The sequence below is a fragment of the Nautilia sp. genome (assembly GCF_053994455.1).
Window position 1 is genome coordinate 1 of sequence record NZ_JBMYAU010000054.1, and the last position, 26853, is coordinate 26853.

Annotated in this window: 27 protein-coding genes, 5 tRNA genes and 1 pseudogene; 18 read left to right on the forward strand and 15 right to left on the reverse strand. The window is 35.9% G+C overall.

Annotation, left to right across the window (positions count from 1 at the left end; genetic code table 11):
* Positions 1–1215 (forward strand): annotated as a pseudogene (locus ACXJIE_RS03520) (IS1634 family transposase); the annotation flags it as partial.
* Positions 1216–1275: 60 nt separating this feature from the next.
* On the opposite strand, the gene ACXJIE_RS03525 reads toward ACXJIE_RS03520, so the two are convergent.
* The 4 genes from ACXJIE_RS03525 to glmM form a co-directional block, all read right to left on the reverse strand.
* Positions 1276–1737: an HAD family hydrolase gene (locus ACXJIE_RS03525; RefSeq protein WP_456479598.1), complete on the reverse strand. Its 462-nt coding sequence runs from the start codon at positions 1735–1737 to the stop codon at positions 1276–1278.
* A 142-nt stretch (positions 1738–1879) separates the two neighbouring features.
* Positions 1880–1956 (reverse strand) — tRNA-Val (locus ACXJIE_RS03530).
* Positions 1947–2393 carry a signal peptidase II gene (gene lspA / locus ACXJIE_RS03535; RefSeq protein ID WP_456479599.1) on the reverse strand — a complete coding sequence of 149 codons (447 nt, stop codon included), beginning with the start codon at positions 2391–2393 and terminating at the stop codon, positions 1947–1949. The genes ACXJIE_RS03530 and lspA overlap by 10 nt, the downstream gene beginning before the upstream one ends.
* Positions 2394–2410: 17 nt before the next feature.
* On the reverse strand, positions 2411–3733 hold the full coding sequence (glmM, locus tag ACXJIE_RS03540) for a phosphoglucosamine mutase (RefSeq protein ID WP_456479600.1): 1323 nt from the start codon (positions 3731–3733) through the stop codon (positions 2411–2413).
* Between the two features lie 79 nt (positions 3734–3812).
* On the opposite strand from glmM, the gene rpsT reads away from it, so the two are divergent.
* Positions 3813–4085 (forward strand): 30S ribosomal protein S20, encoded by a 273-nt coding sequence (gene rpsT / locus ACXJIE_RS03545; protein ID WP_456479601.1) that lies wholly within the window; start codon positions 3813–3815, stop codon positions 4083–4085.
* An 88-nt stretch (positions 4086–4173) separates the two neighbouring features.
* Positions 4174–5241, forward strand: coding sequence for a peptide chain release factor 1 (gene prfA, locus ACXJIE_RS03550; protein ID WP_456479602.1), 1068 nt, complete (start codon positions 4174–4176; stop codon positions 5239–5241).
* An 8-nt stretch (positions 5242–5249) separates the two neighbouring features.
* Here prfA and xseA read toward each other — a convergent pair whose 3' ends face one another.
* The 7 genes from xseA to ACXJIE_RS03585 form a co-directional block, all read right to left on the reverse strand.
* On the reverse strand, positions 5250–6587 hold the full coding sequence (gene xseA, locus ACXJIE_RS03555) for an exodeoxyribonuclease VII large subunit (protein WP_456479603.1): 1338 nt from the start codon (positions 6585–6587) through the stop codon (positions 5250–5252).
* The gene (locus tag ACXJIE_RS03560) at positions 6584–7558 is read right to left on the reverse strand and encodes an alanine racemase (protein WP_456479604.1); all 975 of its coding nucleotides are present in this window, start codon (positions 7556–7558) and stop codon (positions 6584–6586) included. Before ACXJIE_RS03560 ends, xseA begins: the two co-directional genes overlap by 4 nt.
* Before the next feature lie 41 nt (positions 7559–7599).
* Entirely contained in the window at positions 7600–7884 is a 285-nt protein-coding gene (gene rpsR / locus ACXJIE_RS03565) for a 30S ribosomal protein S18 (protein ID WP_015901733.1), read from the reverse strand.
* A 10-nt stretch (positions 7885–7894) separates the two neighbouring features.
* Positions 7895–8365: a single-stranded DNA-binding protein gene (gene ssb, locus ACXJIE_RS03570; RefSeq protein ID WP_456479605.1), complete on the reverse strand. Its 471-nt coding sequence runs from the start codon at positions 8363–8365 to the stop codon at positions 7895–7897.
* Complete coding sequence (gene rpsF / locus ACXJIE_RS03575) at positions 8358–8693, reverse strand: 30S ribosomal protein S6 (protein ID WP_456479606.1); 336 nt, start codon at positions 8691–8693, stop codon at positions 8358–8360. The genes ssb and rpsF overlap by 8 nt, the downstream gene beginning before the upstream one ends.
* 139 nt (positions 8694–8832) lie before the next feature.
* Complete coding sequence (locus ACXJIE_RS03580; RefSeq protein WP_456479607.1) at positions 8833–11211, reverse strand: sensor domain-containing protein; 2379 nt, start codon at positions 11209–11211, stop codon at positions 8833–8835.
* Positions 11195–12097: a cytochrome-c peroxidase gene (locus tag ACXJIE_RS03585; RefSeq protein ID WP_456479608.1), complete on the reverse strand. Its 903-nt coding sequence runs from the start codon at positions 12095–12097 to the stop codon at positions 11195–11197. The genes ACXJIE_RS03580 and ACXJIE_RS03585 overlap by 17 nt, the downstream gene beginning before the upstream one ends.
* Before the next feature lie 168 nt (positions 12098–12265).
* Here ACXJIE_RS03585 and gap point away from each other — a divergent pair, with 168 nt between their 5' ends.
* Positions 12266–13285 carry a type I glyceraldehyde-3-phosphate dehydrogenase gene (gene gap, locus ACXJIE_RS03590; protein WP_456479609.1) on the forward strand — a complete coding sequence of 340 codons (1020 nt, stop codon included), beginning with the start codon at positions 12266–12268 and terminating at the stop codon, positions 13283–13285.
* A gap of 86 nt (positions 13286–13371) precedes the next feature.
* Here the strand turns inward: gap and ACXJIE_RS03595 are convergent, their stop codons facing one another.
* A complete protein-coding gene (locus ACXJIE_RS03595; protein WP_456479610.1) occupies positions 13372–14115 on the reverse strand; it encodes a transposase in 744 nt (247 codons plus the stop codon).
* A 122-nt stretch (positions 14116–14237) separates the two neighbouring features.
* On the opposite strand from ACXJIE_RS03595, the gene ACXJIE_RS03600 reads away from it, so the two are divergent.
* The 3 genes from ACXJIE_RS03600 to ACXJIE_RS03610 are packed head-to-tail and all read left to right on the forward strand — an operon-like array spanning position 14238 to position 17225.
* Positions 14238–15773, forward strand: a complete 1536-nt coding sequence (locus ACXJIE_RS03600; RefSeq protein ID WP_456479611.1) for a response regulator — start codon at positions 14238–14240, stop codon at positions 15771–15773.
* A gap of 1 nt (position 15774) precedes the next feature.
* Complete coding sequence (locus tag ACXJIE_RS03605) at positions 15775–16053, forward strand: hypothetical protein (RefSeq protein WP_456479612.1); 279 nt, start codon at positions 15775–15777, stop codon at positions 16051–16053.
* Positions 16053–17225 (forward strand): methyl-accepting chemotaxis protein, encoded by a 1173-nt coding sequence (locus ACXJIE_RS03610; protein ID WP_456479613.1) that lies wholly within the window; start codon positions 16053–16055, stop codon positions 17223–17225. The genes ACXJIE_RS03605 and ACXJIE_RS03610 overlap by 1 nt, the downstream gene beginning before the upstream one ends.
* Here ACXJIE_RS03610 and ACXJIE_RS03615 read toward each other — a convergent pair.
* A complete protein-coding gene (locus ACXJIE_RS03615; protein ID WP_456479614.1) occupies positions 17208–19376 on the reverse strand; it encodes a PD-(D/E)XK nuclease family protein in 2169 nt (722 codons plus the stop codon). The genes ACXJIE_RS03610 and ACXJIE_RS03615 overlap by 18 nt on opposite strands.
* Entirely contained in the window at positions 19373–19807 is a 435-nt protein-coding gene (locus ACXJIE_RS03620) for an outer membrane lipoprotein (RefSeq protein ID WP_456479615.1), read from the reverse strand. Before ACXJIE_RS03620 ends, ACXJIE_RS03615 begins: the two co-directional genes overlap by 4 nt.
* 121 nt (positions 19808–19928) lie before the next feature.
* Here ACXJIE_RS03620 and ACXJIE_RS03625 point away from each other — a divergent pair, with 121 nt between their 5' ends.
* From ACXJIE_RS03625 to ACXJIE_RS03675, 11 genes are all read left to right on the forward strand, one after another.
* The gene (locus tag ACXJIE_RS03625; RefSeq protein ID WP_456479616.1) at positions 19929–20861 is read left to right on the forward strand and encodes an AAA family ATPase; all 933 of its coding nucleotides are present in this window, start codon (positions 19929–19931) and stop codon (positions 20859–20861) included.
* Positions 20858–21661 (forward strand): DUF58 domain-containing protein, encoded by an 804-nt coding sequence (locus tag ACXJIE_RS03630; protein WP_456479617.1) that lies wholly within the window; start codon positions 20858–20860, stop codon positions 21659–21661. Before ACXJIE_RS03625 ends, ACXJIE_RS03630 begins: the two co-directional genes overlap by 4 nt.
* Before the next feature lie 3 nt (positions 21662–21664).
* Positions 21665–22030, forward strand: coding sequence for a hypothetical protein (locus ACXJIE_RS03635; RefSeq protein ID WP_456479618.1), 366 nt, complete (start codon positions 21665–21667; stop codon positions 22028–22030).
* Entirely contained in the window at positions 22027–22893 is an 867-nt protein-coding gene (locus ACXJIE_RS03640) for a vWA domain-containing protein (RefSeq protein WP_456479619.1), read from the forward strand. The genes ACXJIE_RS03635 and ACXJIE_RS03640 overlap by 4 nt, the downstream gene beginning before the upstream one ends.
* A complete protein-coding gene (locus ACXJIE_RS03645) occupies positions 22881–23678 on the forward strand; it encodes a VWA domain-containing protein (RefSeq protein WP_456479620.1) in 798 nt (265 codons plus the stop codon). The genes ACXJIE_RS03640 and ACXJIE_RS03645 overlap by 13 nt, the downstream gene beginning before the upstream one ends.
* Positions 23675–24400 (forward strand): tetratricopeptide repeat protein, encoded by a 726-nt coding sequence (locus ACXJIE_RS03650; RefSeq protein ID WP_456479621.1) that lies wholly within the window; start codon positions 23675–23677, stop codon positions 24398–24400. The genes ACXJIE_RS03645 and ACXJIE_RS03650 overlap by 4 nt, the downstream gene beginning before the upstream one ends.
* Complete coding sequence (locus ACXJIE_RS03655; protein WP_456479622.1) at positions 24397–25824, forward strand: BatD family protein; 1428 nt, start codon at positions 24397–24399, stop codon at positions 25822–25824. The genes ACXJIE_RS03650 and ACXJIE_RS03655 overlap by 4 nt, the downstream gene beginning before the upstream one ends.
* An 88-nt stretch (positions 25825–25912) precedes the next feature.
* A tRNA-Lys gene (locus ACXJIE_RS03660) sits at positions 25913–25988 on the forward strand.
* 3 nt (positions 25989–25991) lie between these two features.
* A tRNA-Glu gene (locus ACXJIE_RS03665) sits at positions 25992–26067 on the forward strand.
* 20 nt (positions 26068–26087) lie between these two features.
* A tRNA-Val gene (locus ACXJIE_RS03670) sits at positions 26088–26163 on the forward strand.
* Positions 26164–26172: 9 nt separating this feature from the next.
* A tRNA-Asp gene (locus ACXJIE_RS03675) sits at positions 26173–26249 on the forward strand.
* 177 nt (positions 26250–26426) lie between these two features.
* On the opposite strand, the gene ACXJIE_RS03680 is transcribed toward ACXJIE_RS03675, so the two are convergent.
* Positions 26427–26717 (reverse strand): hypothetical protein, encoded by a 291-nt coding sequence (locus tag ACXJIE_RS03680; RefSeq protein WP_456479623.1) that lies wholly within the window; start codon positions 26715–26717, stop codon positions 26427–26429.
* Positions 26718–26853 lie beyond the last annotated feature (136 nt).

The window sequence follows — 26853 nt, forward strand, 5'->3', positions numbered from 1 at the left end:
TATAAAGTAATAGAAACTATCGGTTGTGCCAAAAATAATATTGAATTGGAATTATTAATTTCCAAAGCCAAAGAGAGATTAAAAGAGTTACAGCCTACTTTATTTGATTTATATGAAGAAAAAGAAGAAATTTTAGGCAAAAAAGTAGAGTTTATAGATATAGACAACGATATCATATTTTCAATCGGCGGAGAGTTGATATTCGGGAAAATTATTAAAGATTTAGGATGTGAGGATTATTTTAAAAAAGTAAAAATCAGAAAGCTTGAAAAGAGATTCGAATATTTCAAAGATTTGGTTATTTCAAGGATATTGTATCAGGGAAGTAAATTATATTTTATAGACTACAGGAAACTTTTCAGAAGAAAAAACGATATATCTGTTTACAGTGTTTACAGACTGCTTGATAAGCTTTATTTTACGAAGTTAAAAAATGAACTTGAAAAGTGTGTATTTAAACATACTTTAAAACTTTTAAACAATCAGCTTATCGTAACTTTTTACGATGTAACCACGTTACATTTCGAAAGTGAGAGTGAAGACGATTTAAGAAGGATTGGATTTAGTAAAGAAGGAAAATTAAACAGACCTCAGATTCAGATAGGTTTATTAACTACGATAGAAGGTTATCCATTAGGTTATGAAATATATGAGGGAAACAGATTTGAAGGTCATACCTTAATAGAAAGTCTAAAAACAATTGAGAAAAAATTTAATCTAAAACATAAACCGATAATCGTAGCCGACAGGGGAATGCTTAACAATTGCAATTTAATAGAACTTGACAATAACGGATACAAATACATAATCGGTGCGAGAATCAAATCTTTAAAAGAGGATTTAAAATCTAAAATAGCTTCTTTAAACTTTAAAAATGACAGTGATACCAAAGAGATTATTTTAAATGAAACACTGACTTGCAGTCCTAAAAATAAGTCAAATAAAAACAATCAAGAAAAAAACTTAAAAAAGCATATTTCCCAAAGACTGATACTCTCTTTTTCAACTCAAAGAATGAAAAAAGACAGATACCTAAGAGACAAAGCCATTGAGAAACTTGAAAAAAAATTAAACGATTCGATTAAATTCAAAAAATCGGATTTAAAATTATCCCCTTATGCAAAATTCATTGATTTAGAAACTAAATCTTTAAAAGGTGATAATTGTCAAATTGTTTATAAAATAAACGAAGAAAAAATAAAACTTGACGAAAAATCCCTCCTAAAATAAGAGGTTATCTATATAAATCGGAAAATGAACAATTATAAAATTAACTCACTCTCTTAACGTAGCCACTATTCTTTTAGGTTTTATCAGAAGTTCAAAAGCGTCTTCAATCGTTTTACATACGATATCGGCGTTAATTACGGATTTCACGCTCGCACCCTCGTCTTCTATCACACATACGCCTATATCCGCGGCTTTAAGCATTAAAGCGTCGTTACTGCCGTTTCCTATTGCAAACACTTTTTTAAGGGCTTTTACAAACTCCTCTTTTTCTTTCGTATGTTCAGCGCTTTTTAATATCTTAAGTTTCACTCCGGTATCGTTGAGATTTTCAGCAGCGCTTCCGTGCGTGTCGGAGGTGATTACATATATATCGAAATCTTTTTCCAGTTTTTTCAAATATTCCTTTACACTTTTTTTCACCTCTCCGTCTTTAGCCACCGTGCCGTTATAATCGAGGACAATATTCTCAATTTCTATTTCCCCGACGTTTTGTATATTTAATTTCATAATATTCCTTTTATATCACTTCGTTTAAGCTATAAGTACATTTTAATCCTGCTCACTAAATTGAACAAAAATACACCGACAAAAAAAGAAAAAACAGCACAAAACAATATTAGTGCCAGACACCTTATATTGCATTTGAATATGGTGGTCGCGACAGGATTCGAACCTGTGACCCCTACCATGTCAGGGTAGTACTCTAACCAACTGAGCTACGCGACCTTTTCCGGAATTTTACCAAAAAAATAAAAATATGCAAACATTAAAACTGAAAAATCTATACAAACATCGGCAAAATTGAAAATAGCGAAATCAAAACCGCAGTGCCAGTATACATAATCCACAACCCCTTCCCTTAAAAACCTGTCCAGCAGATTCGACACCGCTGCGGCAAACAGAATGCCGCTTACAAAAGGATGCTTTTTAACGATACCCTCTTTTAAAAACAGATAAAAAAGAGCGGCTATTAAAACAAGCTGTATATATTTAAGATATTCCCCCAAAAAAGCAAACATCGAAAAAGCCACTCCCTTATTTACCGCCAGTATTAAAGATATGCAAGGAGTATGCCATTCGAATCCGCTTAGAAACAAAATTTTTATTATTTGATCCGTTACGAAAACAGTAAAAAAAGCAATAAGAAACTTCAATATTTTCAATTTAAAAATCTCCGTTTTCAAGAAAGCCTGCTTTTAAAAAATTCGGTTAATTTATTTAAAAACTCTTCAGCTTTTTTTTCGTTTTCACCTTCTATAAGAAGCCTTAATTTGTTTTCCGTGCCCGAATATCTCACCAGATGCCTGTATCCGTCTTTTTCTATTTCATTAAATATTTTATCCACCCCTTCTATATTCTCAATCGGAGGTTTTGAAGAAACAAGAAGATTATCCTGAACCTGAGGGTAAAGCTCGAACAGATCAAAAGCCTCGCTCGCCTTTTTACCGCTTTCAGTCAGATACGCCACCGCTTTAAGCGCGCTTACAAGTCCGTCCCCCGTTTTGGCGTAATCGCTGAAAATAATATGTCCGGACTGCTCCCCCCCGAAATTCAGATCCTTTTTCTTCATCAGTTCAAGAACGTGTTTATCTCCAACCGCGCTTCTGTAAACTTTTATTCCGTACCTTTTTAAAAACGTTTCCAAAGCTCCGTTGCTCATAACCGTAACGGCAATACCGCTATTTTTAAGCTTTTGTTTATCATGAAGATAATAAGCCAGTGCCCCTAAAAGTTTATCACCGTGCACTATTTCGCCTTTTTCATCAACTACAACCAGCCTGTCCGCGTCGCCGTCAAAAGCAAATCCTATATCCGCCCTGTATTCGAGAACTTTTCTCGCAAGATACTCCGGATGCATCGCCCCCGAATTTTGATTGATGTTAAACCCGTCGGGTTCGTCGTTAATGGTAATCACATCGGCACCGAGCTCGCTGAATATGGTCGGGGCGACTTTATATGCTGCCCCGTTGGCGGTATCAAGGACTATCCTAATACCCTTTAAATTTACATGTTTGGGAAACGACGATTTTATATGCACTATATACCTTCCTATAACATCGTCTATTCTTTTGCTCTTTCCTATTTCATTTTTTGTTTTCAGCCGAAAATCGTTTTCGAAAAACCTTGTTTCTATAACCTCCTCAAAATTTCTGGAAAGTTTATTGCCTTCCGCGTCAAAAAATTTAATTCCGTTATCATAATATGGATTATGAGAAGCACTTATCATTATACCGCCGTCACACCTCATATCTTCCGTTAAAAACGCAACGGCCGGGGTCGGCATGGGGCCTATTTGTATTACTTCGTAACCTATCGCAGTAAGTCCGCTTACAACAGCGTTTTCAATCATATAACCACTTCTTCTGGTGTCTTTGCCCACTAAAATTTTTCCGGTTTCTTTATTCAAACAGCTGCCGAAAGCTATAGCGATTTTTATAGCTAAAAAAGGATCTAAAAACTCTCCCGCTTTCCCTCTTATTCCGTCCGTTCCAAAAAGTTTCATATGTCTCCTTTTAAAAATGAAATATTTATTTGCAAATTTTACCAAATTTTTATAAAATACGTTTCAAAAAAGGACATAAATGGCAAACGTTAAATCTGCTGAAAAAAGAATAAGACAAACAAGAAAAAGAACCGAAAGAAACAGATATTACAGAACCAGGGTTAAAACAATAACCAAAAACGTTGAAACAGCGGTAGCTGAAGGAAACTATGAAGCCGCACTAAACGCATGGAAAATGGCGAACAAAAAATTCCAAAGCTTCGTAAACAAAGGGATTTTAAAGAAAAACACCGCAAGAAGAAAAATTTCAAGACTTCACCATTTGGTAAAATCAATCGAACCGTCAGCTTAATTTTATCTTTTTCCCCTCTCTCCCCACTAAAAAAATTTAATGTTTTAAAAATGATATAATTCGGAAATCAATAATCCAAAGGTGCGATATGCTGCTTGAAAAATTAAAACCGTTTGTAAAAAAATATGAAGAAATCAACAAAATGCTCAGTTCTCCGGAAATTACGCAGGACATTAAAAAAATGACAAGACTATCAAGAGAGGCGAGAAGCCTTGAACCTATAGTGGAAAAAGCGAAAGAATACGAAAATTTGATTGAAACCGTTGAAGAAGCCAAAATGATGCTCGACGATCCGGAAATGGCGGAACTTGCAAAAGAAGAGCTAAAAGAAGCCGAAGAAAAACTCCCCAAACTCGAAGAAGAGATAAAAATACTGCTGCTTCCAAAAGATCCAAATGACGATAAAAATATTTTCCTCGAAATAAGAGCGGGAACGGGAGGAGACGAAGCGGCTCTGTTCGTAGGGGATCTTCTTAAGGCGTACTTGAGATATGCCGATAACAAAGGCTGGAAAGTCGAAATCGTCAGCGAAAGCAAAAGCGATGCGGGAGGATATAAAGAAATAATATTGCTGATTAAAGGCGAAAGCGTTTATTCGAAGCTTAAATACGAAGGGGGCACACACAGGGTCCAGAGAATTCCCGCAACCGAATCACAGGGCAGAATCCACACTTCGGCCGTAACCGTTGCCGTTATGCCGGAAGTTGACGATGTTGACATAGAGCTTGATCCCAAAGACATTAAAATAGAAGTTATGAGAGCCGGAGGGGCAGGAGGACAGCACGTCAACAAAACGGAAAGCGCCGTGAGAATGACCCATATTCCCACCGGAATAACCGTCTCCATGCAGGATGAAAGAAGCCAGCAGAGAAACAAAGAAAAAGCAATGCAGATATTAAAAGCGCGTGTTTTCGAAAAACTTGAAAATGAAAGATTAGCCGCTATCGGGGAAGCCAGAAAAAGTCAGGTGGGCAGCGGTGACAGAAGTGAAAGAATCAGAACATACAATTACCCTCAAAACAGAATAACCGATCACCGAATCGGACTCACGCTTTACAGGCTCGAACAGATTATGAGCGAAGGGCTGTTTGATGAAATCATAGATCCGCTAATCGCCCATTATCAGGCCGAAGCACTTAAAGAAGCCGGATTATAAAGGCTATTTTAGCTTTCAATTCTCCCCAGGGCTTTCGATTTTATCAAAATCTCCGCATTGCTTACATCGAAAACATCCCCTATTTGTAACTCTTTTAAATCTATGCGTTTGCCGTTTCTCGTTATTTCCGCAAAGCCTTTTTTTTCCCTTTTTTTTGGATTGAGTGTTTCATAGGCGTTTTTAAGGTTGGTAAGTTCTTTTTCCTTAGAAGAGATAATCTGAGCCGTTTTGTTTTTAAAAGTGCTTTTTAAAAGTTCTATCTCTTTTTCAAAAGAGTTTATCTTCATTGCGGGAGAGAGTAAAAAAAGTATATTTTTAAGTTCATCCAATTCTTTTTCTTTTTTTTGTATCCGATTTAAATACGAATGGTTAAACCTTTTTAAAAGAAGCTCACATTCCTGCAGTTTCATATCAAGCTTTTTGACAGGTGAGGATGCGTTTAAAAGCTCTTTTATATGAATAAGTTCTCTTTCTTTTTTTTGGATAAGATGGGATATTTTATAAACAAAAGCGTTTTTCATCTCATCCAGTGTTAAAAGTATTTCGTTTTTATCCGGAAGAGCGATTTCCATGGCGTTGCTCGGGGTTGCCGCTCTCACATCCGCAACAAAATCGCTTATTAAATAATCAATTTCATGACCGACAGCCGAAATAATAGGAGTGGATGCGTTATAAACAGCATCCGCCACGGCCCTTTCGTTAAAAGGCCACAAATCTTCCTTGCTTCCTCCGCCTCTTCCTATTATTATCAAATCAAATCCGCTTCCGTCTTCAAAAACAAATTCATCCGCAAGCTTTATTTTCATGGCAATGTCTTCCGCCGCCCCGTCTCCCTGCACAAGGGCGTTGAAAAGATATATTTCCGTCAGCTGCCATCTTTTACCGGCAATCCTAAGCATATCCTGAAGAGCCGCCCCCGTAGCGGAAGTTACGATTGCTATACGTTTTGGAAATTTCGGAACAGGCTTTTTTTTGCTTTCGTCAAAATACCCGAGTCTGCCGAGTTCTTCTTTTAGCTGTTCGTACGCTTTTTGAAGCGCCCCTATTCCGCTGGGCTCAATACTTTGCGCTATTATTTTATATTCGCCTCTCGGGACATATACGCTCAAAGCCCCGTAAACGTAAACTTTTTCACCCTCTTTTAGTCTGAATTTCATACGTGCGAGATTGCTTCTCCACATAGCACAGTTTACGGAGGAGTTTTCGTCTTTAAGCGTAAAATAAAGGTGTCCCGAAGAGTGATACACCACCTTGCTGACTTCACCCTCCACAAGCACTATTTCAAAATGCGATTCGACTATGCTTTTTATCTGATTGTTAAGCTGTGTTACGCTGATTGGTGTCAAACCGTTTTCCTTTTTATACGCGGGGAAATTTTTACGAGTATGTCGTATGTAATGGTATTAAAATTTTTCACAAACTCTTTTACATCGTCAAACACAACAACCTCTTTTTCAAAACACCCTTTCAAAATCATAGAATCCATTGATATTTTACCAACAGCTTCGGCGTTTTTTAATTTGCACCCGTTTTTAAAATAAGGAAGCCCATCCCCGTATCCTACATCAACGGTTGTAATTTCAATATCTTCGCCGCTCATATACATTTTATTGTAACCGCAGCCCCATCCTTTTTTTAAAACTCTGCTTGATAATACATCAGCTCTCAGCTCCATTACCGGTTTATATCCTTCAATCCCGCCGTATAACGCAATTCCGGGCCTTACGTAATCGAACGTATCGGGAAGTTTGTCAAGTGCGTACGAGTTTGCAATATGAAAATACGGGATTTTCATTTCATTTTTTTTACAAAAATTTTCAACTCTGTTTTTAACATCTTTAAATCTTTCATATTGTATAAACATATCGTTCGCCGTCTCATCGGCACAGCAAAAATGCGTAAAAACGCCTCTTAACTCAAATTCTTTTTCTTTAATAATCTCCAAAGCTTTTTCAAGTTCATCCGCTAAAACACCGTTTCTGTGCATTCCGGTATCTATTTTTAAATGAATATAAGGGTGTCTGTTTTTTTTAAGCTGTTTTAAGGAGTTTATACAATATGAAAAATTTCTGGCGCTTCTTCCCGTGTGCGGGAAAAATATAATTATTTCATCAAACAGGTTTTTAACCACTTCCGCTTCGTCGTTGTTTTTAACACAGACCTTTTTGACACCCCATTCCTTAAGCATTTTAGAAAAATTTATAATTCCGTGTCCGTATGCGTTGTCTTTAATTACCGCTAAAATATTAGGATTAATTTTTGAAATTTTGTCAAGGTTGTCAAAAAGATTTTCTTTGTGAAGATAAACGGTAGCCATAATCAGCCTTTTGTTTTTGGGGTATAACCCCGAAAGAGGGATTATTTTGTTTTTAGGGGTTTGATTGCGTCAAACGGATTTTCGATTACTCTGTGTCTGTCCACTACGTAAGGTATAAGTGCGACCTGTCTTGCTCTTTTAATAGCTTTAGTAACCATATCCTGGTGTTTTTTACAAGTACCTGTAAGTCTTCTTGGCATAATTTTATATCTCTCGGATAGAGAATATTTAATTAAGTCAAGATCTTTATATCCGATGAAATCCACTTTCATTTCGCAGTATTTACATCTTTTTTTTCCGTATTTTTTCTTTGGATCCGCTGCCATTATTTATCCTTTAAAATGGTATTTCTTCGTCATCTATGTCGATTGACGGTATATTGTTTTGATTTTGTGTCTGTTGCATCTGCGGCTGTGCCGCCGGCTGCTGCTTAGTATATGAAGGTGCGGCTTGTTGGTATCCGCCTTCATCCCCGCTGTTTTTATTCTCCATAAACTGCACTTTTTCTGCAACTATAGAATGTTTGCTGCGTTTTTGTCCGCTTCCATCAACCCACTGATCAAGCACAAGTCTGCCCTCAATCAGAACTCTTCTGCCTTTTCTTAAGTACTGGTTCGCTATTTCCGCGCTTCTGCCGAAAACCGTAATGTCAATAAACATCACTTCCTGTCTGTTTTCCCCGGTTACACTGTCTTTAAACGTTCTGTTTGTAGCCAGTCCGAATTTGGCGATAGCTGTTCCCGTAGGTGTATATTTCAGTTCTACGTCACGTGTTAAGTTTCCTACGAGGATAACTTTATTATACATTTTTTACCATTTCTTCCCAGCGTTTGATTTCTTTTTTGTTTTCATATTTAACTGTCATAAACCTTAACAAATCTTCATTATATCTCATCTGTCTTTCAAGTTCAAGTACCGCGCTTGCCGGTGCTTTGTAATAAACTATATAATAATCACCTCTTTCAAATTTTGCAATCGGATATGCAAGTTCCCTTACACCGATTTTATCAAGTGCCGCCACTTCACCGCCGTTTTCTTTAATGGCGTTTTGAATGTTTTCGATGTTTTTCGCCTTTTCTTCGTCTGTAAGAGTAGGCTTTAATATAAACATCGTTTCGTAATGTCTTAAGCTCATAAATTCTCCTTTTGGCTTTTTAGCCCCTGCTTTATGGAGCAAGGAGGCGTTTTTAAATTTTGAGGCGTAATTATACTATAATTTTATAAAAAAACAAAATATCATAACTAACGGCAGCGGCTAAACACAGCAAATCTTTTCACTCTTTACAGCAGGTTTTTAAAAATTTTATCAGACGCTCTTTTTCCAAAGGGCGCGAAAAAAAATAACCCTGTATGTTAAAAAGATTCATTCGTTTTAAAATTTCAAGCTGTTCTTCACTCTCCACCCCTTCTATCACAACCTCTAAATTAAGTTTTTCGGATATATATTTGATAATCTTAATCATTTCGATTTTATTGCCGTCTTTTTCCATTTCGTCCACAAACGTTTTGTCTATTTTAATAATATCCGGATTTAAAGAAACGATATAGCTTAAAGAAGAATATCCCGTTCCGAAATCGTCTATTCCTATTTTAAACCCTTCGTCTTTTAATTTTTTCAGTATTTTTTTCGAGATTTCAATATTTTTTATAAGAGAGGTTTCCGTAATTTCAAATTCGATGTTTTCGGGTTTTATATTGTATTTTTCAGTAATATCCTTTATTTTACTCACTATGTTTTTATCAATCAAATCGACACCCGAGAGGTTGACTGATACGGTCTGCAGATCAGGGTATATGTTTTTAAACAGTTTAAAGTCTTCACACGCGCGGTTTAAAACATACATATCTATTTCGGTAATATAGTTTTTTTCCTCCGCTAACGGTATAAATTCATCCGGAAAAACTTCGTTTAACGTTTCGTTTTTCCACCTTACAAGCGCTTCGAGGGAATAAACACTCATGTTTTTCGTATTTATCTTAGGCTGATATTTTACATAAAGCTCCCCGTTTTTTATCACCGAAGGGAGATGTTTTATAATTTCTATCTCTCTTTTTATCCTTCCGTACATTTCACCGTTGAACAATACAAATTTTTCCCTGCTTTTTTTGGCTTCTTTCAAAGCGTATTCCGCCAGATTCAAAAGTGTTTCGTAATCTTTAAAATCGTTTTTGACGATTCCTATGCTCACGCTCAGTTCTATTATCTTTTTGTTAAAATTTATTTTTTTTAAATCCCGTAAAACATTTTCAGCCGTAAATTCCGGCTGTTCAAAACCTATAAAGACAAACTCGTCCCCTCCGATTCTGTAAACGTATTTAGAGTATTTTTTAAGTGTTTTAGCAACGTTTACTATAACTTCGTCCCCGAAATCGTGTGAAAAACTTTCATTTATCAGTTTGAATTCATCTAAATCCATATAAAAAAGACAATATTCCCTCTTACATTTTTTTATATCCTGTTTTAATTTTTCCCTGTTGTAAAGTCCGGTTAACGCATCGTGATACGCTAAATATTCAAGCTCTTTTTGTTTTTTGACTTCTTCCGTCAAATCAGATTTTAAAAAAGTAAACCCTAAAAACTCCTTTTCCTGATATATGGGCAACAGCACGATTTTTTCGTAAAATTTACGAAAACCCCTGCTATAGGTTTTTGTAATTGTTTTATATCCCGTTTTGTTATGCAGGTGAAACTTTATCCGTTCGAAAACCTTTTCGGGAAACATGGATTTCAACACCGTAAAAGCGTTTTTTCCCATAATCTCTTCCGGCTTGAAACCGCTTTTTTTATAAAACATCTCATTGGCAAACAGAACTTTAAAAGAAGGGGAAATCAAAAGTACGGAATTGTCACTTTTTTCAACCATCAGCTTAAAAACATAAAGTTTTTCCTGAAGCGTAAAAATTTTAATAAATATATATATGTAAATCAAAAGCAGTATTACAAAAACGCTTTGGAGTATTTTTAAAATATATTCGGTCGTTTCGAATTTGCTCTCTTCGTCTTTTTCAAATTTTTCTATGAAATTCTGAATTTTGACGTCGAATTTCAAATCTTTAATTTTTTCTCTTATTTCGTTTATTTCGTTAAGTTTTTCTTTCAGGTTTACTAAAAAATCGTAGAATATCCCGAGATTCCCGGAAATATGTGCGTTTTTGGATATTACGTTATTTACGTTCAATCCGAGATAGGTTTTGAAAAGACTGAAAATGTCAAAATCTATTTTTTTTCTCAGTTCGTCGTTTTTTAAATCAAATTTTTTAGCCAAATCTATCAAATAAACGACTGTCGAGAGGTTAATGGCGTTATAGGCTTTATACCTTTCAATAAGCGCTTCTTTTTTTAAAAAAGCCTTTTCCAACCCCTCTATGTCGCGTTTGTAAATATAATACAAAGAGTTCTTTTTAATTTCTTCAAAACAGTTTTTTACGGAAGTTATGTTGCTGTTGACTTTATCCAAATTATATACCTTTTTTTCCCCGAATATGAAAAAATTCAGATTTTTATTCAAAGACTCTATTTTGTAAAGCTTATTTTTAAATTCGTCGTATTTAATCTTTTCGCTTTCTAAATGTTTAATTTCGAAAAACAGAAAAAGTATGAAAAAAAATATAACCCCTGTTATTAAAGCTATCAGTTTAATTTTTTTTATCATCGGGTAAATCGCCTTTTAAGGTTTTTAAAAATTCAATAATCAGCTCCACGTCGCGTTCGGTGTAAATCTTTTCAAGCTGAAATTTAAGCATTATTTCAACGGCCTCTTTTAACGTTTTGACACTTCCGTCATGCATATAAGGGTATGTTTCGGTAATGTTTCTTAAAGTCGGAACTTTAAAATAATATTTGTCCTTCGGGTTTTTCGTTACGTAATATCTTCCCAAATCGTCGGTTTTCCTTTCTTTCATAAAACCGAATTTGGTAATTAAGTTACCTCCTAACAGCACCCCGTTGTGGCAGGCCACACACCCCTTTTTCACAAACAGCTCATATCCTTTCAGCTCCTCTTCGCTTAAAGACCCCTCCCCTCTTAAAAATCTGTCGAATTTACTGCCCGGGGTGGTCAGGGTTTTTATATATTCGCTCAGAGCGGTTAAAACGTTTTGACCGTTCAGACCGTTTTTAAAAGCTTTTTTAAATAGTTTCTCATACTCTGTGTTTTTCAGTTTTTGCGCTATTCTTTCAGGGGTGATGTCGGTTTCGTGCCTGTTTTCAAGAGCTTCTTTTACACATTTTCTCAATGTTTTGTATTTGCCGTCCCATTCGAAATAATAATTATACCTGATGTTTAAAAGAGTCGGTGTGTTGCGTTTGAACACATAACCGTCGACGCCCGTGGGAGTCGCTATGTGGTTTGTATAATAGTTTTTAGGTATATGGCAGGTATAACAGCCGATTTTTCCGCTTTTCGAAACAAAAGGATCAAAAAAAATCCTTTTGCCTATTTCGGCTATTAACATATTCGCATCGTTTTTCAAAGGAATGGGGGTAAAATAGCCCGCTTTAACAAAAACAATAAATATAAATATAAAAAATTTCTTCATTTTGGCAAAATCCTTACGTTTGTTAAATAATTGTATCAAATATGTCGGCTTTTTGTCCATTAAAAAAACAACCGCCCTCTAAAAAAGAAAATTCAACAAACAGATTAACATCCCGAAGGATACAATAAACATATTTTGATATAATTACATAAAAAAAAAGGATAAGTTATGTCTAAAAAAAGAGTGGCGATTAACGGACTCGGCAGAATCGGTAAAATGGTTCTTTGGCACTATGTAACTAAAAAACCCGAAAACATAGACATAGTTGTTGCTAACGGGGGAAGCGGAACCCCGGAGGATTTGGCGTATATGTTAAAATTCGATTCGGTTCACGGAAAATTCCCGGCAAGTGTAGAATATACAGACAGTTCCCTAATAATAGACGGAAAAGAAATAGCCATAGTGAGCGAAAGAAACCCTGAAAAACTTCCCTGGCAAAGCATGAATATAGATATCGTTCTCGAAGCCACCGGTAAATTTACAAAAAGGGAAGACGCCGCAAAACACATAACCGCCGGCGCTAAAAAAGTAATAATCACCGCTCCGGGAAAAGGAGTGGATAAAACGGTAGTGCTCGGTGTAAACCACGAAGAATACGACCCGGACAACCATCATGTAATTTCAAACGCATCATGTACGACAAACTCTTTAGCCCCCGCAATGAAGGTGCTCGAAGAAGTCTTCGGTGTAGAAAGCGCGCTTATCACCACCGTTCATTCATACACTTCAAGCCAAGTGACAATCGACAGAAAAAAACCGGGGAAACACAGAAGGGGAAGAGCCGCAGCCATAAACATAATCCCAACCACAACAGGAGCGGCTAAAGCCACAACGGAAGTAATCCCGGCACTTAAAGGCAAAATGAATGCAATGGCTTTAAGGGTCCCAACACCTGACGGAGCGGTAACCGACATTTCGGTAGTGCTTAAAAAAGAGGCGAGCGCGGAGGAAATCAACAAAGCTTTTGAAGAATATGCGTCCTCAAAACTCAAAGGCGTACTTGAAATCACTTACGACGAAGTTGTTTCAAGCGACATTCTCGGCAATCCGCATTCAAGTATCATAGACGGGCTCTCCACTATGGTCGTCGACGGCAACAAAGCAAAAATACTCGCCTGGTACGACAACGAATTCGGTTACGCAAGAAGAGTGCTTGAACTTGCGGAATTGGTGGCCTCGAAACTTTAAAAAATTTCCCGCTTTTTTCTCCATAAACGGGCGTTGAGCGAAAAAAACCGCATTCCGGCCACGGCCGGGGCGGTGTAAGTATTATATTATTCGCTTTTTAATATTTTGCTTATATAACCGCTGCTCACTCCGAGATATCGCGCTATTTCCGTATATTTGTAACCAGCTTCCTTAGCAGCTTTTATGGCGTCTTTTTTCTCTTCGTACTCTTCAAAAAAATCGGAAATTTTTTTTCTTATTACTTTCAGTTCGCCGTCAACTTTAATAATTTTCGGCTCGTCGTATATCTCTTCTATTTCGAATTTTTCAAGAGGTTTTTTCAGCCACTCCACATATTCTTCAAGCGGTTTTTGAAAAATCATACTCCCTTCGATTATTTCCCCGAATTTGTTTTTTTTGAGTCTGAGAGCCAGAGACTGATACTCGTAATCTTCAATATTTTCCACAAGCAACAGGGCTAAGGCGTTTCTTTCTATATATTTAACTACTTTCCAGCAGTGGTTTTGATCAAACATCATATAGCTTTCAAACCTGCCCTTCCATAAATGCCCGACTCTTCCGGTTTTATAGTTGTACCAAGCCGCATATGCGGAATTTAAAAACCTCATAGCCTCGCTGAGATTCTCAAGCGTGGTTTCAAGAAGTATGTGATAATGGTTCGGAAGTATTGTAAAAGCATGGAAAATGACTTTATAATCATATTTGGTTTTAAGCATAAGCTCCAAAAATTTAAAAAAATCCTCCTTTTCATTGAATATTTCCGTCCCGTTAACACCCCTGTTTACTATATGATAAAATCCCGGATCGTTAACCCTCGGTTTTCTTGCCATATTACCTCCTTTAAAAACCTGACAAAAATATTACACAGTGCCAGACACTTGATTTAAAATTATATCATAAAATCTTTTTATATGTTAAAATATGTAAACCTTAAAAAGTTTACGGAGACAAAATGAAAACCGTTACATTAGACGACAGTGAAACTTTTTTGTCCTATTTTAAAAAAACGCTTGCAAAAATGGGATTCGAAGAAAACCGTTTTTTCAAAACGGAAAAAGAGTTCATATCATTTTGCAAAAAAAACAAAGATATAGACATCGTTTTTATAGACTACCACCTGAAAAACTCCGACGGGTTCGAAGTATTGGAACAGATAAAAGATCTTCTTTCCGACACTTACAAAATAATGATCACTTCCGACTCAGATCCGGGCTTAAAAGAAAAAGCCCTCAAAAAAGGGTTTGACTCCTTTATAGAAAAAAATATAAACGCGGTAGATCTGCAGGCTCTTTTGAACACGATAAAAACACTCAGAAAATATATAAAAAAAGAATGCGAACAAAAGGAAAAATTTAAGAAAATTTTAAAATATAAACAGTTCGAGGAAAAAATAATACATCAAAAACAGAATAAAATAATGAAAAACGAACTGGAAATGTTTTTTGAGGACAAAACACTTTTCGAAACGTATTTTTCACCAAAAGACCTGCTCACCGGCGACACGATTCACACAAAAAAACTTTCGGACGATTCATATTTTTTAAGTATTATTGACGCAATGGGAAAAGGGATCAGCGCATCACTGACATCGTTCAACGCTCTTGCCTTTTTAAAACATTCGATAAAAAAGGCCGTGGAATACAACGATTTTAATTTCGAAAAACTTGTGGAAGATTTTGTCGATTATGTACAGACGATACTTCTGCAAAACGAAATTTTATGCGCAACCCTGGTATACATAAAAAAAGATTCTCTGTATTATGCAAATTTCGGAAATCCGCCGATACTCACAGATTCCGGCATATTAACCGCCAACAACCTTCCTATAAGGGCGCATACGGACAAAATTGAAATTACAAAAACAAAGCGGGAAGATAAAATCCTTATTTCAAGCGACGGAATATTCGAATCAAAATACAAAAAAAGCATCTACTTCAAAAGACTTAAAGAAATTTTTCGTTCCGTAACTTTTTTAAAAGAGTTTTTAGACGATTTTAATAAAAACTCACACCAAAACGACGATATGTGTATGATTTTAATAAACAGGGAAGAGAGCGGGTTTCAAACCGTTTTTGAAGAAAAATTTCCCTTGAAACAGCAAAACATAGACAGATTTCTCCAAAAACTGTACGTTAAAAACATAGCCCGGATACAAACAATCCATTTTATTCTGCACGAAATACTCACCAACACTTACGAACATTCCGTATTGAAAATAAAAAACAAGGAAAAACTGAAAGAAAAAGGAAATTTTCCTAAGGAAAAAGATACAAATTTCTTTTTTTTCGCTAAAATTAAAATCAGTAAAAACGACAAATGGGTCAAAATAGAATATTTCGACAACACAAAAGGGTTCAACGTACAGACCATTAAAGACGCGTATTATAAAAAATATCACGGAAGGGGTATTAAAATTATAAAACATCTCTCTTACGGACTTTTTTTTAACGAAAACGGCACGGCCATAAAAATATTTTTAAAGGTGTAAAATGAATGTGGAAACAAAAGGAAACGTAATCAACATAAATTCCCCCATAGTTACCATTTCGGACGTAGAAAACCTGATAAGGATTTTAAGCTCGAAAGAAAACGAACCGCAGATAACGCTGAATATAAAATCCTTCTCCCTGCCTTCGAGCGTAATAGGGGAAATTTTAAGACTGAACGACGAGGGAACCAGCGTTACCGTAAACGTATACGACGACACTCTTTACGAGCTGTTTGAGGCGCTGCATCTTACAAACACTCTAAAAGTAAGGAAAATATAATGCATTCTATAGTAAAAGATTTCAACCTGAAGCTTCTCGGAATAAACCTGCTTACAAGCTTTATTCTGCTTTTATACACATATTTCGAAACCCCGGAAAAATTTTTATCCACGGCCACCGAACACCTGATAATCGCCGTCGTCATTCAGATTGCCGCTTATTATCTGCTTAAATATTACGTAATAGGCCCTATAAACGAATATATTTCCATCTCCAAAGAGCTAAGCGAAGGAGACGGGGATCTGACAAAACAGATTCATATAAAACAGAACAACGAAATCAAAATAGCCGCCGGATATATAAACAAATTCATATCAAACGTAAAAGAGGTTATAACCGACATAAAACGTTCAAGCGACATCGTTTCAAAAAATACGCAGGAACTTGAAAAAATAGTTTTAAATTTAAAATCAACCATTAAAGAAACCGATATAGAAGCCGGGGAAATATCCAAAATTTCCGATATTCTGGCCAAACATTTAGACAAAACGGAAGCTTCGGTCGCATCCACTACAAACACCCTGATAAAAACGGCCGAATTCCTAGAAAACTTCAGCCTCTCGCTTATTAAAACCTCAAAAGAAATCCTTCAGATAAACGACAAGGAAAAAGAACTGAACGACCTTTTAAACAATCTGAACTCACAGACCGAAGAAATAAAAAACGTATTGAAAATCATTTCCGGTATTACAGAACAGACAGAGCTTTTGGCTCTAAACGCCGCAATCGAAGCCGCAAGAGCGGGAGAGCACGGAAGGGGGTTCGCGGTTGTTGCGGACGAGGTTAGAAAACTCGCAGAAGAAAGCGCGGATTCGCTCACGAATATCGAAACCATTATAAAAACGATAACCCAGACCATTAACACCACTTCGTCGGAAATCAATAAAAACTCGGAAAAAATGAATACTTTAGCCGCATATACAAACGATATCACCTCTCAGCTGGAAACAATACTGCAAATGAACAAAGACAACATCTCTTACGCAAAAGACGCCACCAAAAACGTTACGGTAATGGCTTTTGAAGCCAAACAACTTATGACACATACGGATAAACTGACCGAAATATCGACTAAAAACGTTTCGATAGCCGATATGATATCCCGCATCACCAACACGTTAAACGCAACATTTTCGAAACTGAAAAAAGAAGTCTCAAGATTCAAAGTGTAAACAGGCGAACCTGTAATCGCAGTATTTGCAAATCTTTTTATCTTCGCTTCTTTTCGTAAAATTAACAAGGGAGTTTATTTTGTTTTTAAAATTTTCCATATCCGGTTCTACTTTTATAAGCTCCGCTTTATTAAGATCCCAAAAATATATTTCCGCCTCGGGCATTAAAAACTTGTAAAACTCCGCCTGTGTCATATCTTTCAAATAATCACGGTTTGAAGCCGTTTTGTAATCGTATATTTTCTTTCCGACGATTCTGTCCGCCCTCGCCTGTAAAATAAAATTTTTATATTTTTTTTCTTCCAAAGGATGTTCGGTCAAAACCGGCCCGTCAAGCTCCTTAAAATCCTTATATGCGAACTTTTTAATTTTATCTTCCCATAAAGCTTTTATTTCAAACGTTTCTTTTTTATCGGCGTTTTTCAAAAGGGATTCCATTATTTTTTCAAAATATTCCTTTTCCGAAGATACCGGCTCTTTTAAAACGTCTTTTAACACATTATGAAGCTTCGTGCCGAAATATTCTTTTTTTTCATCGTTTTTAACGTTAAGAACGTAAGAGAAATAATATTTCATAGGACATTCCAAAAGGATTTTCATTTTTGTGGGTGTTAGGATCTTAGGAAGTTCGAAAATATGTTCATACTCGTAAAAACCTGGTTTTTTATCGTTAAACAAAATATGCCTGTAATATTCATCCCTGTTTTTCCCGCTTTCAAGTCCGAGTTCGTACAAAAACCTGCTCGCTTCTTTTTCTTCGTTTTTAACATACGCTATTTTCGCTTTTTTCGAATTTATGAGAATATTGTAATAATAGTTTTTCTGAAGATCCTCTTTATCCGCTCTTGTCGGAAGGGAGGTACGTTTTCTTATGGAGGAATTCAAAAAAAAGTCTTTGTCCCCGACATTGGGAACGTAATCGTCGTTGAAATCGACGATTATGACACCGTCGAATTTCATTCCCCTGCTTTCAAGCACACCCATTACGGTCACTTTTCCTCCCCCCACATCGTCAAACGTAAGGTTTTTAAATCTTTCGAGTATGAAATGAAGTGTTTTCTCTTTTGAAAAAGAGGCGAGTTCCCTTATTTTAGAGAGCTTGTAAATTTCTTCGTCAAGAATCTTTCTTTCCTTAACGTTGGCGTGTTTTAGAACAAACTCGAGCACTTCTTCAAAAGAGTTTATTTTTTCAAATTCTTTAATTTCATCGTAGGCTTTTTTCAAAGCAGTTTCGTCTTTTTCGTTTATATACTTATATACGGCTTCGAGCATAATATAAATATCAGAATACACAAAGCTCTCGCCCATGGCGAAATTTAGGTTGTTGTGTATATCAAACAGCTGCAGATATTCATTAAAACGCTCATCGGGCAGTACTACGGCTATTTTATCGGGGGATATGCCGCTGCTGACCATTTCTTCAATACTTGCAAACACAAAAGCGACCTCTTCCATTCTGTCAGAAAAGTATTCGATTTTCACATCCGTGCCGGTTTTTAAAGGTTTGAAATCCAAAACTTTTTTATTGTGAAAATCAAACCTGTATTCACCTTCTTTAGAAATTCCGAACATTTTTTTTATAAGACGCTTATTATAAGGTGTAAGCGTAAAAACAATTTCAACCTCAACGGGTATTTTCGAAAGAATTTCCAAATCGAATTTCGGAAGATACCCGCTTAGATTTATTTCCACTTTTTTAACTCCTTCGAAAAACCCTTCGTTTATTTCATATTCCTCAACCGTTATCCTGTCGTAAAGTCCGTTTTCATGCAGGAGTTCTTTATAAGAGTAATAGAGATTTTTCAATATTAAAAGATGTTCTTCGTATTCCAAATAAGTATCCGCGGTTTCTATCTCCTCTATTTTCCGCTTTTCGAGATATATTTCATTGAAAAAGGAAAAAATAAACTCGCTGTTTTTAAAAAAATCGAGAAAATCTTTTTTTATTCCGAGTTTTTGCACGTCTATGTTTTCAAGCGCCCTGTAAAGATATATTTTTTTCAGATCACCACTTATCAAAGAGGCGTTTTTTACCACCATGCACCTGTCTAAAAATTCGCCTATGGTAATTAGTTTCGGTAAAAAAACGTCCTCTTTCGATTTTATAAACTCCCTTATCTCCCTTTTCGTGCTGAAAACCTTAAAAATCATATTTTTTCAACCCTTATAATCCTGTTTCCGTCAAGTACGATTCTCACCCTGTCCCCTTTTTTAATGTTTATTCCTTTTACGATGGCGACTATTTCCCTGCCGTCGTCAAGTTTTATATAAAGTTCCTCTCCGTTTGCCTTATCCGCCTCGTATCCCGCATAAGCACCCGTAAGACCGCCTATAAGGGTTGTGAGGACATTTCCTTTCCCGTTGCCGAAAAGACCTCCCAAAACCGTTCCGGTAACAGCTCCCGTCATAACCCCGCTTCCGTCGTCTTTGATAACGACCTTTTTCACCCCTTCAACGGTTCCCGTTTTATACGTGTAAACGACATTTACGTCATTCAGGGCCACTTCGTTGGAATTATACATCTGAGTACAACCCGTAAAAAACAAAACCCCCATCGTCCAAATCAATAACAATTTTTTCATAACACTCCTTTTTTATCGCTATTATACACCAACAACATTCATATTATATTAAAACCGCCGCAAATCTTTCACTTATTTTTAACCCATTTGAGGTATTATAAAACAAAAAAAAGAGGAAGTTATGCAAATACTTCAGGAAATAAAAAATGAAATATCCAAAACCATAATAGGTCATGAAAACCTTATCGACTCTATGCTTATAGCCCTTATAACCGGAGGGCACCTGCTTGTAGAAGGCGTTCCGGGAATAGCAAAAACAAAAAGTGTTTTAACATTGTCCAAAACCGTAGGACTCGATTTTAAAAGAGTTCAGTTCACACCCGACCTGCTGCCGAGCGACATAATCGGTATAGAAATATACAACCCTAAAACAAACGATTTCGAAATAAAAAAAGGACCCGTATTTACAAACCTTTTATTAGCAGACGAAATAAATAGGTCACCGGCGAAAGTGCAAAGCGCCTTATTGGAGGTGATGCAGGAGATGCAGGTGAGCATTGCAAGCGAAACGTTTAAAATAACACCTCCTTTTTTGGTAATAGCCACACAAAACCCGATAGAGCAGGAAGGTACCTACCCTCTCCCCGAAGCCCAGCTCGACAGGTTTATAATGAAAGTCAACGTAACATACAACACGTTAGAAGAGGAAGTGCTTATAGTAAAAGCCCAAAATTCCCGAAAAGTAAAACAAGTGGCAACCATTGACGACATTTTGAATCTGCAAAAAAAACTCAAAGAAATCCATATGGACGAACAGCTTCTGACATACATAGCGAAAATATCGCACGCAACGAGGGAGCCTGAAAAATACGGAATACAAACCGCAGAATATATAGAATACGGTGTTAGCCCCCGGGCCACCATCGCAATGTACAACTGTTCGAAAGCTTACGCAATGATTCAGAACAAAGACTACGTAACACCCCTTGACATTATCAAGGTGGCGGGAGACGTTTTAAGACACAGGATAATTTTAAATTATAAAGCCGAAATAGACGAAATAACGGTTGAGAAAGTTATAAACGACATTGTAAAGGCGATAGACATTCCATGAAAGCCAAGGCAATCGTTTTAAAAACAAAAAAAAGAATATACGGGGCTTTACTCGGCAGGAATCTGTCCAAATTTAAAGGCAACGGACTCGATTTCAAAGAATTCAGGGAATACACATACGGAGAAGACGCAAAAAGAATAGACTGGAAAGCCTCGGCAAAAATCAACAAACCTTTAATAAAGGAATATGACGAGGAAAGGGAGTTGAGAATTATCATAGCGGTTTTAAAAAGCGGAAGCCTCTTCTTCGGAACGTCACGCTTAAAAACGGAGCTTATAGCCGAAACAATAGCTGCCCTTTCATTCGCCGCACTCAGCGAAGACAACAAAATCGAGTGTGTATTTCTCGGAAAAAACAAAAAAATATTCAAACCGACAAAAAACAAAAAAAGTATTTATTCATATGTCGAATACACCCTGAATACGGATTATTTAAAAGAGGATTATTCCCAAAGGGACATAGATTTTTTAAACAAATATAAAAAATCCCTGCTGTTTGTAATAGGGGATTTTTTCAAGCCCGTGACGCTTAAAAATCTAAAACATGAAACGTACGCGGTAATAGTAAGAGACAGATTCGAAGAAAACCCGTCTTTTAGGGGGTATGTGGAGCTGGTGGATCCGGTGAGTTTTAATTTCGTCAATGTGAATTTTTCAAAATCTTCGGTAAAAACACTGCGAAAATATATTATGCAAAACGATAAAAAACTTATATCCGAATGCAAAAAACACAAAATTCCCTTTACAAAAATTTACACGGATGAAGAACCGGTTTACAAAATAGCCGAACTTGTAAGGTAGGATATGGATTTACTAAAGCAGTTAAAAGACATCAAACCGAACGCCGAAATAACGGATTACGGTTTTTACGCAGCGGTGGGAATTTCCGTCGTAGCAGCCGTTTTACTCTTTTTATTAATATATTTTCTGTTAAAAAACAGAAAACAAAACCCTTATCTTACAAAACTGAAAAACCTTGAATTTAACAATCCGAAAAAAACCGCCTACGAATTCAAAGAATATGCAAAACATTTCGTAAACGAAACGAACGAAAAACTTTACGAAGAAATATGCAAAGAACTTGAAAACCATAAATACAAACCTGAAGTGGAGGATTTAAGCGAAGAGCTTATTTTAAAAATAAAAAAATTCACAGAGGAAATAAAATGAGTCTCGAATATCCGTTTTTTATGCTTTTACCCGTTGTATATCTGTTTTTAAAATATTTTTTCACACCGGAAGACGACAGGATAATTTTTCCTAATGCCGGCGTGCTTGCAACGGTAAAAAACAGATTTTCACCGCTGGAATTTTTAATAGTTTTTCTGCTTTCGTTAGCGCTATCCTCGCCTGTAAAAAGCAAAATTTTAACAAATACATATAAAAAGGGCTACAATATGGTAATAGATATCGATACCAGCGGTTCAATGGCGGAATTCAACAAAATAGACGCCGCTAAGGCCGTAAGTCTCAATTTCGCCGAGAAAAGAAAAAACGACGCTTTAGGGCTTGTCGTTTTCGGAAACATTGCATATATAGCCTCTCCTTTGACATTCGACAAAAAAACGTTTAAAGAGATACTAAGCAGAATATACGTCTCCATAGCCGGCGGCAAAACGGCCATTTACGACGCCCTGTTTCTTTCGTCAAACCTTTTCAAAAACGCCGAAGGCGAAAAAATAATCATTTTGTTAACAGACGGTATGGACAACGCAAGTATAACGCCTCTTGATATCGTTTTAAAAAAACTGAAAAAAGAACATATAAAAGTGTTTGCCGTAGCCATAGGAGGTGACGCCGATTTTAGGACTCTAAAAAAAATAGCCCGGGCCACAAAAGGAAAATTTTACATTGCAGCCTCTTTGAAAGATTTAAACGACATCTATAAAGACATCGACAAACTGACAAAAACAAAAATCAAATCAGACATTCACATAATAAACCGGTATTATTTTCACTATCCTCTGATCGGTGCATTAATACTGTTTTTAATCTATTTATTCCAATACAGGAAAAACATATGGAATTTTTAAATATTTACGCTTTTTTATTTTTATTTCCCGTTGCGTTTTTATTTTTCATAAAAAGCAAAAAACTCCCTTTTTCAAAAGAAACGGCCGAAAAAATAACAATAAAGGGCAAAATTCCCAAAAAAACAAAATTTTATCTCTTAACAGCCGCATTCGTACTGTTTATAACTGCTTTGGCAAGACCCGTCATTATCAACGGATACGTCACCATAAAAGCCCCGGTGCAAAACTTAGTGATCGCACTGGACATATCGCGGCAGATGGACAGCAAAGATCTATACCCTGACAGGGAAAAGTTTGCAAAAACAAAAATAAAAGATCTTATAAACAACCTGGGTACGCAAAACACGGCTCTGTTGCTTTTCGACAGAAATACGTATCTTGTCTCCCCTCCGACAAAGGATTACGGCTCTTTAACATACCTTCTCAAACACACGAACTTAAAGGAAATGAAAAGAACTCCGACACCGGATATAAAAAACATGATAAACACAGCCGAAAATCTCGTAAAAAATCCGAAAATCGTTATTTTCACATCCGAACTTTATACGCCTAAAAACAAAAATGTGTTCGTCTATTTATGCAACAGCCGGCACATAAACGCGAAAAACGTGTTTAACGCACAGTATTCAAATTCCAATATAATAAAACTTTCAAAACGTTTAAACGCGTCAAAAAGCAAAAAAATAAAAATAAAAGACAAAACCGAACTGTTTTATTATCCCCTTTTTCTCGGGATAATGATTATGTTTTTCGTTATATTTTTCCCTCTTAGGAGAAACGGATGAAAAAAATAGTTTTAATTATGATTGTTTTAAAACTTTTCGCATTCGACTATTTCACAATAAAAAAAGCCGACGAATATTTTAAAAACGGACAATATCTCTCAGCGGCCGAGGAGTATATGAAACTGAATTCGCAAAAAGCGCTATATAACGCCGCAAATTCGTATTATAAAGCGGGAAAGTACAAAAAAGCGATTACACTTTACAATAAAATCAATGAAAAAGATTTACAATTTCAAAAATATTACAACGAAGGAAACGCCTATGCGCTTTTACATCAATATAAAAAAGCGATTGAATCGTATAAAAAGGCGTTAAAAATCAAAAAAGACAAAGATGCGGCCTACAATTTAAAATTGATTGAAAAACTGTTGCAGAAAAAGAAAAAATCTTCAAAACAGACATCTAAAAATCAAAAACAACAACAAAATAAAAAAACGTCTGCAAAAAACAAAAAAGAAAAACAAAAACAAAAATCCAAAAAACGGCACCCTTCAAAAAACAATGAAAAAAAACAAAACGCCAAAACAAAACATAAGCAAACAAACGCCTCAAAAGAAAAAGCGCTTAAAAACAAAAAACCTTTCAAACAAAAAATAGAAAAAAAAGAATTTGCAAAAACAAGGGATGCAAACACCAGTGACATAAGAATGAAATTTTATGAAAAACAGATAAAATCACTGAATTTTAACACTCTGCTAATCCCATTAAAAGGAAACGAATGAAAAAAATACTGCTTTTGATTCCTATGCTTATTTTTGCATACGTAAATGTTCATGTAAACAAAAAAACCGTATTTCCCAGTGAAGAGGTCGTCTTTACCATAGAAGCCACCGGAAACAAAATAAAATTTCCCGATATTAAAGATATAGAAGGCTTCCCGGTGCAGGGAACGGCCGTAACTCAAAACATAACCATATTAAACGGAAACATGCAAGAAAGTATGTCGAAGAGCTATATTTTTTTCCCTACGAAAAGTGTGACGATTCCTTCGTTTACAATAAAGGTCGATTCGAAAACATATAAAACGGACCCCATAGCAATAACCGTTAAAAAACCCAAAGAGAGCAAAAACAGCGATTTCAAACTGAAACTGTATGTAAACAGGCATAAAGCGTACATAGGAGAAGCTATTGTATTTAAAATAAAATTTTTTCAAAAAGAAGACACCTCCCCTCAGAGCATAGAAATACAAAAACCGAATTTCAACGATTTCGTTACGAAACAGCTTTCAAAAAAAGAATATAAAAACAACGGTTTTGACATTACGGAATACTCTTTTTTACTGATACCTCAAAAATCCGGAAAATATAAAATAGGCCCGATATTAGCCAAAGTGGGGTATTTGAGTACACAAACGCCTTTTAACGATCCGTTTTTCAATATGGTCACATCATCTTTAAAATACACAAACATATTTTCCAATTCCGTTGAACTCAACATATCCGACATACCGAAAAACACCGTTTTCGGCTCGTTCAAAGCGTACTTCAGTGCGGACAAAACACAGGCAGAAGCGGGAGAGCCGGTAAAAATTACTCTGAACATAAAAGGGTGCGGGGATTTTTATGATCTGCCCGATTTTAAACTGAATATACCCGAAGCGACAGTTTACGAAAACACACCGCAGATAAAAACGTTCGTGCAAAACAGCAGATTATGCGGAACATACACGAAAGAATACACAATAATTTCAAACAAGGACATCGTAGTTCCGTCCGTAGAGTTCAAAACTTTCAACGGAAAAACCGAAACGGTGAAAACAAACAGACTCTACATAAAAATAAAAAAAAGTATGAAAAAACCGCTCGAAGCGCAAAAAACCAAAAACAAAATCAAAGAAAAAATAATTTATAAAACGAAGACCAGCTACGCACTGCTGATAATCACTTTTATTATAGGCGTAATTACGGGTGTGCTTGTTACTTTTTTAATAAAACACAAAACGGACCGACAAAGCGAAGACACTATAAAAAAAATAAAAAAAGCCAATCAAAAAGAGCTTTTCAATCTTCTTTTAGAATATTCCAACCACCCTGAAATAGAAAAAATTCTGAAACTGCTTGAAGAAAATATATATAACAACCAAAGGCACAATATAAATAAAAAAGAAATAATCAAAATTATAAAAAAAATAAAAAAACAGTAAATTTTTTTCTTTTTTTTTAAATTTACTTGACATAAAAAAACTTATTTCGTATAATTTCAGTCCACAACGACAGGTTGTGAAAAAAGTCGACCCGTTAGCTCAGCCGGTAGAGCATCTGCCTTTTAAGCAGAGGGCCGTTGGTTCGAATCCAACACGGGTCACCATCTGTCCCCTTCGTCTAGGGGTCTAGGACACCGCCCTTTCACGGCGGCGACAGGGGTTCAAATCCCCTAGGGGACGCCACAAAAAGCACTTAGACCCAGGGTCGCTTAGCTCAGTTGGGAGAGCACCAGCCTTACAAGCTGGGGGTCGCAGGTTCGAGCCCTGCAGCGACCACCATTTAAATGAGGAGCCGTAGTTTAGCTGGTTAGAATGCCGGCCTGTCACGCCGGAGGTCGCGGGTTCGAGTCCCGTCGGCTCCGCCATCACTTCAAAAACTCCGTAATTTCGGTATCTTTCAAAAATAAACGAGGTAAGTGTCAGTCGTTTATGGCGGATTTTTACTGACAATTTAACTGGCAATTAATTAAAAAAGAAAATTAGAGTTTCTATTATTCTATCAAAAAGATAATAATTTTTACTTATTACTTATTATTTTATAATTATTTAGTTTTCATAATCTCTTTTATAAAATCTTTTTTACCAAATAAATCATACTTTTTATTTTTATAAATAACAAAATTAGAAGATATTTTAATAAAATTATAGTAATTTTCTACATAACCATAGTCTTCATCAAATTCTAATTTATCAAAATAAATCTTTTCTTTTAACTCATTTAATAGAGCAAGCAAGTAAACATTAATATGTTTGTTAGTTATTTTGGTAAAAGTTTCAAGTTTTTCTATAAAAGTATTATTACAAATCCAATTGTTTTTTTCATCTAATACCAATCCCCGAAACAAATCTTACATATTTAAGCATTTATTCCAACCTTCAATAATCCATTCATACCCACAAAGCTGTTTTATGCTTTCTTTATTTTTCATATAATACCAATTCTCATATATTCATAGCCTTTATGATATA